This is a genomic window from Xylophilus sp. Leaf220 (assembly GCF_001421705.1).
Classification (GTDB): Bacteria; Pseudomonadota; Gammaproteobacteria; order Burkholderiales; family Burkholderiaceae_C; genus Xylophilus.
In genome coordinates, this window is record NZ_LMKO01000011.1 from 15710 (window position 1) to 28294 (window position 12585).

The following is a 12585-nucleotide window of genomic DNA, read 5'->3' on the forward strand; positions in this document are numbered from 1 at the left end:
ATGGCATCCACGTCCCCCGACGCTCCGCGTCCCGATCCGCTGGAAGGGGCGCGTCCAGGCTCCCCGGACGGCCGCGCCTCCGCTCCCCCTCCGCGTACGCCCCGCCGGCATCCGGCGCTGCGCAAGGTGGTGTTCGCCTTGGTGGTGCTGCTGGCCCTGGTCGCGGTGCTGCTCGGGGCCGCATGGGTCTGGACCGGATCGTCGAACTCGCTCGCGACCGTGCTGGCCCAGGTGGCACAGCGCATGCCTGCCGGCCAGACGCTGCAGTCGCGCGACGTGAGCGGATCGGTCCGTGCCGGTGGCCGGATCGGCTGGCTGCGCTACGAGAGCCCGACGCTGGCCGTCGAGCTGCACGACACCACCATCGGCTGGCAATGGCGGCCGCTCCTGAAGAAGCGCGTCCAGCTCGGCGAGCTGCACGTGGCCCGCGTGGTCGCCGAGAAGCGCGGCCCGGGCGACGACAGCCCCACCCAGCCGCTGCAGGAAATCACATTGCCGGTCGAGGTCGATCTGCCCTTCCAGGTCGATGCGATCGACTGGTCGGGCCCGCCGCCGCTGCAGGCCCGCAACCTGGCCGGCCGCTACCGCTACACCGACGGCACCCATCGGCTCGAAGTCGACGGCATCGACGTGGCCGAGGGCCACTACAGCGGCCAGGCCACGCTGCAGGGCGCCGCGCCGATGGCGCTCGACGCCACGCTCGCCGCACGGCTGCGCACCGCCGTGCCCGGCACGGAGGGCACCAGCGTCGCACTGCAAGGCGAGGCCACGGTCAAGGGCACCTTGGCGACCGAGGCCGCGCGCCTGGCCGTCGCGGCCCGCCTCCAGCAGACCGAGACCGGCACGGCGCCCGCGACCAGCGCCGACCTGAAGGCCCGGATCGCGCCGTGGCTGCCGCAGCCGCTGGTCCAGCTCGATGCCCGGCTGGCAGCGCTCGACCTGGCCGCCTTCTGGCCGCAACTGCCCAGCACCCTGCTCGAGGGCCAGGTGCAGGTCCAGCCCGAAGGCGACGGCCTGCGCGCCAGCGCCGACCTGAGCAACGCGGTCGCAGGTCCCTGGGACCGGAAGCGCTTGCCGGTCGACGAACTGCAGGCCCTCGCCACCCTGCAGCAAGGCACCTGGACCGTGCCCGAGGCCACGGTGCGCACCGCGGGCGGCGAGATCCGGCTGGAGGCTCGCTTCACCCCGGCGGTGCCGCCCGACGCCGCGGCCACTGCCGCCCCCTCCGCGCCGCCGGCAGGCTCCGCACCGCCTGCCGCGTCTTCCGCGACGCCTTCGCCGCCCCCGGCCACGCCTGCCACGCCTGGAACGCCCGCGGTCTGGACCGCCAGCGCCACCTTGCGCAACATCCGCCCGGGCGCCCTGCACACCCAGCTGGAAGGACCTGCCATCGGCGGCACGGCCAAGGCCGAGACGCGGGGCACCTCGATCCTGTTCGACACCGACCTGCAGGCCGTCGGCCCCGCGCCCGCGAAGGCGCAGACCGCCCGCAAGGGCCGCGCCGCGCCGGCCGGATCGCCGCTGGACGGCCTGGGTTTGCGCAGCCTCGCCGCCAAGGGCGAGTGGAACGGCCAGGTGCTGGACCTGGCACGGTTGCAGGTGCAGGCCACCGACGCCTCGCTGCAAGGCACCGCCAAGGTCCGCGTGCCCGAGCAGGCGGGCGAAGGCCAGTTGAGCTTCGTGCTGCCCGGCGCCGCCGGCAAGGTGCAGGGGCGCATGGCACCCGCCAGCGGCAACGGCGAGCTGTCGCTGCAGATGCGCGATGCGGCGCAGATGCAGGCCTGGATCGCCCGGCTGCCCGGCCTGTCGGGCGTCTTCGCCGGCATCGGCCTGGACGGCGCCGCCCAGCTGGACGGCCGCTGGCAGGGCGGATGGAAATCGCTGCAGCAGCGCCTGGCGAACGGCACGGCGCCCAAGGGCGGCGACCTGACCCTGCAGGCCACGCTGGACGCGCCGCGCCTGGAGGTACGCCTGCCCGCCGCCGGCGCCGCAACCGGCGCGACCGCCCCGGCCACCGCTGCCGGATCGGCCGGCGCCGCAGCCCCCACCACGACTGCCGCGACCGTCATGCCCGCTCCGGCAGCCGCCACTGCAGTGACCGGGACCGGGACCGAGGCCGCGGGGAACGCCGCCGTTGTACCCGCCTCTGCCACCGTCAAGGGAACGACACCCGCTGCTGCGGTGAAAGCAGGCCTGTCCCAGACCATCGCCCTGCGCAAGCTGCGCGCAGAGGTGAGCGGCAGCCTGGCCCAGGCCGCGCTCTCCCTGCAGGGCGAGGCCACGATGGGTACCCGACGCGCGAACCTGCGCACCTCCGCCAGCGGCGGCATGGACGGCCCCGGAAAATGGCGCCTGGCACTGGACCGGCTGCAGCTGGAAGCGCAGGACAGCACCCTGCCCGGCCCGTGGAACCTGGTGCTGGACGCACCCGTGTCCGCCACCGTGCGGCAGGAGGCCCGGGCCCTGGCGGTCGAGGCCGGTGCCGGCCGGGCGAGCCTGCGCGGCCCGGTCGACGGCACGGTGCGGCTGGCCTGGGAGCCGGTGCGCTATAGCCAGACGGCACGCGACAAGGCGCCCGCCGCGCACCGGCTGCAGTCCCGCGGCCGGCTCACCGGCCTGCCGATGGCCTGGGCCCAGGCCTTCACCGCCGGCGGCAAGGACGCCCTGGCCGGGCTGGGGCTGGCCGGGAATCTGGTGTTCGACGGCGACTGGGACATCGATGCCGGCGACAGCCTGCGAGCCCGCGCCAGCCTGGCCCGCCAGAGCGGCGACATCCGGGTGGAGACCGGCGAGGCGCCGGCCGTCACCCGCGTCAGCAGCAGCGGCACCGGCACCGGCATCCAGGGCGCGGCCAGCTCCAGCGCCGCGCCCACTACCGCCGCCGGCATCCGCCAGGCGCGGGTCGAGCTGAAGGCCGATGGCGACGCCGTGGCGGCCGAGCTGCTGTGGGACAGCGAACGCGCCGGCCAGGTCACCGCCAGCGCCTCCACCCGGCTGCAGCGCGCGGACGGCGGCTGGAGCTGGGCCGACGACGCGCCGCTGGCCGGCAAGCTGGATGCGCGGCTGCCCAATGTCGGCGTATGGTCGGTGCTGGCGCCGCCCGGGTGGCGGGTGCAGGGCTCGCTGCAGGCCGCCGCCACCCTGAGCGGCAACCGCGCGGCACCGCAGTGGAACGGCACGCTCAATGCAGACGGCCTGTCGGTGCGGTCGGTGGTCGACGGCATCGAGTTGCGCAACGGCCGGCTGCGTTCCACCCTGCGCGGCGACCGGCTGGAGATCACCGAGTTCACCCTGCAGGGCGGCACCGGCAGCAGCACCCGCATCGCCGGCATCGCCGGCAGCCGCTCCACCGGCCGCAGCCTGGCGGGCGACGACGGCGGATCGCTCACCGCCCGCGGCGATCTCAGCTGGGGCAACGGCATCCGTATCGTGCTGAACACCGACATCCGGTCCTTGCGGGTCTCGGTGCGGCCCGACCGGCAGGTGACGCTTTCCGGCGACCTGCAGACCCGGCTGGAGAACGGCAAGCTGACCCTGCGCGGCGCGCTGAAGGCCGACCGGGCCGCGATCATCCTGCCCGACGGCGGCGCGCCCAGCCTGGGCTCCGACGTGGTGGTGCATTCGGCCGCCAAGGACCGCGAAGCCGCCAAGGCCGCCGAGCGCGAGGACCAGGCCGCCACCCGGGTCAACACCGCGCAGCCGCCCGACATCGTCGTCACCTTCGACATGGGCGACGACTTCGCGGTGCAGGGCAAGGGCCTCACCACCCGCCTGACCGGCAAGCTGGAGATCGCCAGCACCATGGGCCTGAACGTGCCGCCACGGGTCACCGGCGACATCCGCACGGTGCAGGGCCGCTACCGTGCCTACGGCCAGCAGCTGGATATCGAATCGGGCCTGGCGCGGTTCAGCGGCGCCTACGACAACCCGGCGCTCGACATCCTGGCGATCCGGCCCAACATCGCCGTGCGGGCCGGCGTGCAGATAACCGGCAGCGCGCAGTCGCCGGTGGTGCGGCTGTACTCCGACCCCGACCTGCCCGATGCCGAGAAGCTCTCGTGGGTGGTGCTGGGCCGGGCGGCCGCCAGCGGCGGCGCCGAGGCTGCGCTGCTGCAGCAGGCCGCGCTGGCGCTGCTCTCCGGCGGCGGTGGCGGCTCGGGCAACATCGCGGCCAAGGTCGGGCTGGACGAGGTCGGCTTCAAGGGCCCGGGCAGCGGCAGCGACGCCTCGGCCGCGGCGCTGACCTTCGGCAAGCGGGTGTCGCAGAACGTCTACCTGACCTACGAGCGCAGCCTGTCGGGCACCCTCGGCACGCTCTACATCTTCTACGACCTGACCCGCCGGCTGCAGCTGCGCGGCCAGACCGGCGCGAAGAGCGCGGTCGACCTCGTCTACACCATCACCTACGACTGATCACCCGGTGGGAGCTAGTATTCGCCGGTGCCGGCCTCCTGCCCAGGAGCACCGCGCCCGGCCCGAAACCCTCCCGCCCCGGTACCCATCGCCACCGAAGACGCGCCTCCCACGGCGCGAGGAACACAACCATGGAATGGTGTATCTACCAACTGGGCCCGCTCCAGCGGCACTGGCAACACCTGTCCACGGTCGCGGAGCTGGCGGGGCAGCTGGCCGCGCAGGAAGCCACCACCACCGTCCGGCAGGGTGCGGCCGACACCCAGTCGACGGTGAACTACCGCCAGTTCATGGCCGACTGGGAAGCCGCCAAGGTGCTGGCGGCCGAGGCCGGATGGGGCGGCGACCTCTACCACGACCCGGTCGTCTTCTGGATCCCGATGCACGGCGAGTTCTTCTACGGATTCGCCTTCAAGCAGCAGGACCAAGCGGTGACCTACGTGGTGAGCCCCGCGTCGCTGCAGCACCTGGACGGGCCCTGCTGAGGGCGGCTCGAACGTGTGGCCGGCGGGTCGACGGGCGTAGCGGCTCGCAGCGGTCCCCGTAGCTCCCCGGATCGGTTGCTATATTTTTCATAGCTAGCAGTCGGCTCCATACGCCGGCCAGCGGCCTTTTTCGTTCGAATCGTTGTCGCGTAGGGCTGCCCCGGCCGCGTGCTCCGCGCCGCCGCCCTCCCCGGCGCTCCGCTACCCTAGCGGCCCCACCATCCCCCGCACCCTTCATGGACCGAAGACTCTGGCTGCGCCTGGCGGCCGCCGCCGCGACCGGCGCACTTGCGCTTCGTCCGGGCCTCGCCCGCGGCCTGCGGGCCGATCCCTTCGCCTGCGGCGTCGCCAGCGGCTCGCCGTCGGACGACGGCTTCGTCCTCTGGACGCGCCTCGACGCCACCGCCCTGGCGCAGCCGGCGGCCGAGGTGCCGGTGCGCTGGGAGCTCGCCGACGACGACGGCTTTCGCCGCATCGTGCGTGCCGACACCGCCGCCGCCCTGCCGGCGCTGGGCCATGCGGTGCATGTCGAACTGGCGGGCCTGCCGCCCGACCGCTGGTTCCACTACCGGTTCATGGCGGGCGACGCGGTCAGCGCGGCGGGCCGGACCCGCACCAGCCCGGCGGCGGACACCCTGGCCGCGCGGCTGCGCTTCGCCTTCGCCTCCTGCCAGCGCTGGGAGCACGGCTACTACGCCGCTTGGCGCCACCTGGCGGCCGAGCAGCCCGACCTGGTGGTGTTCCTGGGCGACTACATCTACGAGACCGCCACGCCCCGCAAACCCGACCGGCCGCTGGCCCGCACCCACGCCCTGCACCGGGCGGTGACCCTCGCCGACTACCGCGACCGCTACGCCCTGCACAAGAGCGACCCCGACCTGCAGGCCGCCCACCGCGCCTGCCCCTGGATCGTCACCTGGGACGACCACGAGGTCGAGAACGACTACGCCGGCCTGCACGGCCGCGCAGCGCCCGCCGACTTCCTGGCGCAGCGGGGCGCCGCCTACCAGGCCTTCTACGAGAACATGCCCCTGCGCAGCGGTGCCCTGGTGCGCGGCATGGCCGGCCTGGGCACCCTGGGCGGGGTGCGGGTGAACGAGCGCTACGCCTTCGGCCGGCTGGCCCGCTTCCATGTGCTCGACGGCCGCCAGTTCAAGGACCTGCAGGCCTGCCGCGACCGCACCAGGAGCAGCGCCGGCGCGGTGCGGGAGGAGGAATGCCCCGAACTGCAGTCGCCCGGCCGCAGCTTCCTTGGGGCCGCGCAGGAGCGCTGGCTCGATGCGGGCCTGGCCGAGGACGCGGCCGGCGGCGCCACCCGCTGGACGGTGCTGGCCCAGCAGACCCTGTTCTCGCCCCGCCACTACGGCCCCGCCGGCCACGCCACGGTGCCGACCGACAGCTGGGACGGCTACCCCGCCGCGCGCGACCGGCTGATCGGCGCCATCGCCGGCCATGCACCGCGCAACACCGTCTTCGTGGGCGGCGACATCCACCAGAACTACGTCTGCAACCTGCATGCCGATGGCGCCCGCGCTGCCGGTCCGGTGATCGCCAGCGAGTTCTGCGGCACCTCGGTCTCGTCGTTTTCCGGCACCACCCAGGAGCGGGTCGACGCCCTGGTGCGGCGCAACCCGCAGGTCGTCTTCGCCGACTGCGAGAAGCGCGGCTACGCCCTGGCCGAGCTCACGCCGCGCGGCTGGGACACCTTGCTGCGCGGGGTCGACGATCCGGCCCGTGCCGACAGCGGCATCGCCACCCTCGCGCGCTTCCATGTCGCGGACGGACGGCCGGGCGTGCAGCGCGGCTGAGCCGCTGCCGGGATAATCCCCCGGTGGCCATTCCCCCGTCGTTCATCCAGGAGCTCGTGACCCGCACCGACGTGGTCGAGGTGGTGGGCCGGCACGTGCAGCTGAAGAAGGCCGGCGCCAGCTTCACCGGCCTGTGCCCGTTCCACAACGAGAAGTCGCCCTCGTTCTCGGTGAGCCCGTCGCGCCAGACCTACCACTGCTTCGGCTGCGGCGCGCACGGCAACGCGATCGGCTTCCTGATGGAGTACGTCGGCATGGGCTTCGTCGACGCGGTCAAGGACCTGGCCCAGCAGCAGGGCCTGGAAGTGCCCGAGGACGACGTCTCGCCCGCCGAACGCGCCCGGGCCGCCGAGCAGCGCCAGCGCCAGGCCACCCTCAGCGACGTGCTGGAGCGCGCCGGCGACGCCTGGCGCAAGCAGCTGAAGACCTCGCAGCGGGCGATCGACTATTTCAAGGGCCGGGGCCTGTCGGGCGCGGTGGCGCGGCGCTTCGGCCTGGGCTACGCGCCGCCCGGCTGGCGAGGCCTCGCCAGCGTGTTCCCGGCCTACGACGACCCCCTGCTGGCCGAGAGCGGCCTGGTGATCGTCGGCGAGGAAGAAGACGGCGTGCCCGAATCCGAGCGCAAGCGCTACGACCGGTTCCGCGACCGGGTGATGTTCCCGATCCGCAACGTCAAGGGCGAATGCATCGGCTTCGGCGGCCGGGTGCTGACCGACGAGAAGCCCAAGTACCTCAACTCGCCCGAGACGCCGGTCTTCAGCAAGGGCCGCGAGCTCTACGGCCTCTTCGAGGCCCGCTCGGCCCTGCGCGAGCACGGCTACGCCCTGGTGACCGAGGGCTACATGGACGTGGTCGCCCTGGCCCAGCTGGGATTTCCCAACGCGGTCGCCACGCTGGGCACCGCCTGCACCCACGAACATGTGCAGAAGCTCTTCCGGTTCACCGACACGGTGGTCTTCAGCTTCGACGGCGACGGCGCCGGCCGGCGGGCGGCGCGTAAGGCGCTGGATGCGGCCCTGCCCTTCGCCGAAGACACCCGCTCGGTCAAGTTCCTGTTCCTGCCGGCCGAGCACGACCCCGACAGCTTCATCCGCGAGAACGGCACTGAGGCCTTCGCCCGGCACGTGGCCGACGCGGTGCCGCTCAGCCGCTTCCTGCTGGAGGCCGCCCGCGAGGGCTGCGACCTGGATACCGCCGAGGGCCGCGCCCGCATGGCCAGCCAGGCCCGGCCGCTCTGGCAGGCCCTGCCCGAGGGCGCGTTGCGACTGCAGTTGATCGCCGAGATCGCCGAGGCGGTCCAGCTGGAGGCGCGCGGCCTGTCGGAGCTGTGGGCCGCCAAGGAGGCGGGCCGCGGCGGGCGCGGGGCCGAGCGCCGCGCGCCCGAACCGGCCGACCCCGGCGCGCCCGACCAGCCGCCCCGCCCGCCCGCTGCCGACCCGCGGGCCGGGCGGCGGCCGTGGCGCGCGGACGGCCGCGGCGCCTCCTTCGGCCGCGGCAAGTCGGGCTTCCAGGATTTCCGCGACCACCAGGGCCACGAGGGCTACGACGACTACGGCGACGCCACCGGCGGCGCCCGCCGGGCCCGCACCGCGCCGCCGAGCCGCGCCGACCATGCCGCCTGCCTGCTGCTGACCCACATGGCGGCGATGGAAGACCTGTCGCAGGACGAGCACGTCATGCTGAGCGCCCTGCCCGCGCCGCACGGCCCGCTGTTCGTCTGGCTGGAAGGCCAGCTCCACGAGCACGGCCCGCTGCCCTGGGCCGCCATCCGCGAGGGCCTGGAAGGCCACGACTGCGAAGCCACCGCCCTGCGCCTGATGGCCGGGCCGCACGCCGAGACGGTGGCCGAGGCCGACCTGAAGGACATCAGGGCCGAGCTGCGCGGCGTGCTGCGGCTCGAGTTCATCGAGCAGATCAAGCGCCAGCAGAGCGAGGCGATCGCCGCGGCGGCGACCGACCCGGCCGCGATGCAGCGCTGGCGCGCACTCGACGAGCAGCGCAAGGCCCTTGTGTCGGCACGCCCCGTCCCCATGTAGGAAACCTCGCCGCGCTATAATGCGCGGTTAGCTGACGGCAAGAGCGACAGCAGCACCTCCGGATACCGGCCCACCGATGCCACCGCGCACGACCGCCCCATCCCCGCAAGGACTGCACTCCAAATGATCGCCCAGACATCTTGTCGTCCGAGGATTTCTCCTCACTTGCAGTAGGTACCGGGCAGCGCCGGGTCTTCTGCAGCACAGGCAGCGGGCCCCGGTCCCTGCCGTTTCTGTCAGCGCCGGGTTCGTGGCGCCTTGCATCTTCTTTGTGTCCGTCTTTGATCCCGAGGTTCTCATGCCTGCTCAAAAGCCCGCGAAGTCCGTCAAGCCCGCCCCGCCCGCCAAGACCGTTTCCAAACCCGCAGCGCGACCGTCGAAAGCCGCTGCCCAGCCAGCAGTGCGGGCCGCCGCCCCTGCCGCCGCGAAGAAAGCCACGATAGTGACCGTTCCCAAGTCCACCGCCTCGAAACTCAAAGACGCAGCCGACGAACTGCTGAAGAACGCCGCCAAGGCGGCCAAGGCCACCAAGCCCAAGGTGGTGAAGGCGCCTGCCGCCGCGGCCGCAGCCGGCAGCGACGACGTTGCCGCAGCCGCTGCGCCCAAGAAGAAGCCGGGCCGCCCGGCCAAGGCCGCCGCACCCGCCAAGACGGCTGCGCGCAAGGCCAAGGACAGCGACGGCGACGACACCGACCTGTCGGACATCGAGGCCGAGTTCGCCGAGGAGCCGGAAGCCGAGACCGCGGTCGTCGCCGAGACGGGCGACGCCACCGCCGCCGCCCCGGCCGAGAAGGTCAAGCCGCTGCGCATGAAGATCAGCAAGGCGAAGGAACGCGCCCTGATGAAGGAATTCGGCCTGGACGAGACCGTCCTGTCCGAAGAGGACATGGCCAAGCGCCGTGCCCGCCTGAAGGCCCTGATCACGCTCGGCAAGACCCGCGGCTACCTGACGCAGGTCGAGATCTCCGACCACCTGCCCGACAAGCTGGTCGACGCCGAGACGATGGAAGTCGTGATCGCCATGCTCAACGACATGGGCATCGCGGTCTACGAGCAGACGCCCGACGCCGAGACGCTGTTCCAGAACAACGTCACCCCCACCGCCGCCACCGTCGAGGAAGCCGAGGAAGAGGCCGAAGCCGCGCTCTCCACCGTCGACAGCGAGTTCGGCCGCACCACCGACCCGGTCCGCATGTACATGCGCGAGATGGGCACGGTCGAGCTGCTGACCCGCGAAGGCGAGATCGAGATCGCCAAGCGCATCGAAGGCGGCCTGCAGGCCATGATGGAGGCGATCAGCGCGTCGCCCGCCACCATCGCCGCGATCCTGGTGATGGGCGAGGACATCCGCGAAGGCAAGGTCGTCATCTCGACCATCGTCGACGGCTTCTCGAACCCCAACGAGGCCGACGACTACGTGGCCGAGGAAGACTTCGACGAGTTCGACGAGGAAGATGACGACGACGGCAAGGGCGGCTCCAAGGCGCTGACCAAGAAGCTCGAGGAATTGAAGCGCGAGGCGCTGTCGCGCTTCGACCGGATGCGCGAGCTGTTCGAGACGGTCCACAAGATCTACGACAAGGAAGGCTACGGCACCCCTGCCTACCTGAAGGCCCAGGCCGCCCTCAGCGAGCAGCTGATGACGATCCGCTTCACCGCCAAGACCATCGAGAAGCTGTGCGACATGGTGCGCGCCCAGGTCGACGACGTGCGCAAGAAGGAGCGCGAGCTGCGCCGCATCATCGTGGACAAGTGCGGCATGCCGCAGGAGACCTTCGTCAAGGATTTCCCGCCCAACCTGCTGAACCTGAAGTGGGTCGAGAAGCAGGTCGCCTCGGGCAAGTCCTGGAGCACGGTGATGGCCCGCAACATTCCGCCGATCCAGGAACTGCAGCAGAAGCTGATGGACATCCAGTCGCGGGTGGTCGTGCCGCTGCCGGAGCTGAAGGGCATCAACAAGCGGATGAACGACGGCGAGCGCGCATCGCGCGACGCCAAGAAGGAAATGATCGAGGCCAACCTGCGCCTCGTGATCTCCATCGCCAAGAAGTACACCAACCGCGGCCTGCAGTTCCTCGACCTGATCCAAGAAGGCAACATCGGCCTGATGAAGGCGGTCGACAAGTTCGAATACCGCCGCGGCTACAAGTTCTCGACCTATGCCACTTGGTGGATCCGCCAGGCGATCACCCGGTCGATCGCCGACCAGGCGCGCACGATCCGCATCCCGGTGCACATGATCGAGACGATCAACAAGATGAACCGCATCTCGCGCCAGCACCTGCAGGAGTTCGGCTTCGAGCCGGATGCGTCCATCCTGGCCGAGAAGATGGAGATCCCCGAGGACAAGATCCGCAAGATCATGAAGATCGCGAAAGAGCCGATCTCGATGGAAACGCCGATCGGCGACGACGACGACAGCCACCTGGGCGACTTCATCGAGGACGGTGCCAACACCGCCCCGATCGAGGCCGCGATGCAGGCCGGCCTGCGCGACGTGGTCAAGGACATCCTCGACGGCTTGACGCCGCGCGAAGCCAAGGTGCTGCGGATGCGCTTCGGCATCGAGATGTCGACCGACCACACGCTGGAAGAAGTCGGCAAGCAATTCGACGTGACCCGCGAGCGGATCCGCCAGATCGAAGCCAAGGCGCTGCGCAAGCTGAAGCATCCGAGCCGCTCGGACAAGCTGCGCAGCTTCATCGACACGCTGTAAGTGCCCGTCGCCCGGAGACGGGCATGAAAAGAGCGCCTGGCCGTTGTTCCGCAACGACCAGGCGCTCTTTTTTTGGTAGCGCCGTACCGGCCGCCAGGAACAGGGCCGTCAGGCCGCCTTGCGCGCGGCGTGGTAGCGGCCGGTGCCGCGATGCAGCACCCGGTCGGTCGCCGGCACGTCGCCCGGCTCGTATTCGGGCAGGCGCCGCACCCGCTCGTACAGCGGTCCGAAATCGACCTCGGCGAGCTTCAGCAGGTCGTCCAGGCGGTCGAGCACGAAATACGTTTCCTGGAAGTCGTCGATCCGGTAGCGGGTGCGCATCACCCGCTCCAAGTCGAAGCCGATGCGGTTGGGCGACGCATCGTCCAGCGCGAAGACGCTTTCGGTGTACGACGAGGCGATGCCCGAACCGTAGATGCGCAGGCCGGCCGCCTCGCGCACCAGGCCGAACTCGACCGTGTACCAGTAGACCCGCGCCAGCTGCGGCAGCACGCCCAGCGCCTGCGCCCGCAGCCCGCCCTGGCCGTAGGCCTGCACGAAATCGGCGATCACCGGGTTCATCAGCATCGGCACATGGCCGAATACGTCATGGAAGACGTCGGGCTCTTCCAGGTAGTCGAGCTGCGCCGGCGTGCGGATGAACTGGCCCGCCGGAAAGCGGCGGTTCGCCAGGTGGTCGAAGAACACTTCGTCGGGCACCAGGCCCGGCACCGCCACCACCTGCCAGCCGGTGTGGCGCATCAGCACCTCGCTCAGCTGCTCGAAGTCGGGAATCTGCCCGGCGCCGATCGGCAGGGCCTGCATGCCGGCGACGAAGGCCTCGCAGGCGCGGCCGGGCAGCAGCTTCGACTGCCGCTCGAACAGGGTGCGCCAGGTGGCGTGCTCCTGCGGCGTGTAGCGCTCCCAGCCCTGCGGGATGGTCCAGTCGGGCCGCCCGGGCGGGCGGTCGGCACCGGCGGCGGCGCCGTGCAGGATGCGGGGGGATGTCTCGGCGGCGGGGCCCATGCAGGTTCCTCTCGTTGTGGTCTGCATGCACTGTAGCGGCGGCGGGCGGCAGGCTTTCTGCGAAGTTCTGTGCGGCGGCGCGGAACGGCGCATGTATGCGGCGCCGCGGCCGGTATCCGCGC

The 12585-nt window shown here is 71.8% G+C and carries 6 protein-coding genes; 5 read left to right on the forward strand and 1 reads right to left on the reverse strand.

The features are described from left to right. From ASE76_RS08750 to rpoD, 5 genes are all read left to right on the forward strand, one after another. On the forward strand, window positions 1-4413 hold the full coding sequence (locus ASE76_RS08750; RefSeq protein WP_082448226.1) for a translocation/assembly module TamB domain-containing protein: 4413 nt from the start codon (window positions 1-3) through the stop codon (window positions 4411-4413). 131 nt (window positions 4414-4544) lie between these two features. Then, entirely contained in the window at window positions 4545-4898 is a 354-nt protein-coding gene (locus tag ASE76_RS08755) for a hypothetical protein (RefSeq protein WP_055837850.1), read from the forward strand. A 236-nt stretch (window positions 4899-5134) separates the two neighbouring features. Beyond that, window positions 5135-6706 (forward strand): alkaline phosphatase, encoded by a 1572-nt coding sequence (locus ASE76_RS08760; RefSeq protein WP_055837852.1) that lies wholly within the window; start codon window positions 5135-5137, stop codon window positions 6704-6706. Window positions 6707-6729: 23 nt separating this feature from the next. Next, complete coding sequence (gene dnaG, locus ASE76_RS08765) at window positions 6730-8742, forward strand: DNA primase (protein WP_055837855.1); 2013 nt, start codon at window positions 6730-6732, stop codon at window positions 8740-8742. A gap of 298 nt (window positions 8743-9040) precedes the next feature. Beyond that, window positions 9041-11458 (forward strand): RNA polymerase sigma factor RpoD, encoded by a 2418-nt coding sequence (rpoD, locus tag ASE76_RS08770; protein WP_055837857.1) that lies wholly within the window; start codon window positions 9041-9043, stop codon window positions 11456-11458. A gap of 108 nt (window positions 11459-11566) precedes the next feature. Here the strand turns inward: rpoD and phhA are convergent, their stop codons facing one another. Continuing rightward, entirely contained in the window at window positions 11567-12463 is an 897-nt protein-coding gene (gene phhA / locus ASE76_RS08775) for a phenylalanine 4-monooxygenase (RefSeq protein ID WP_055837860.1), read from the reverse strand. Window positions 12464-12585: the final 122 nt, after the last annotated feature.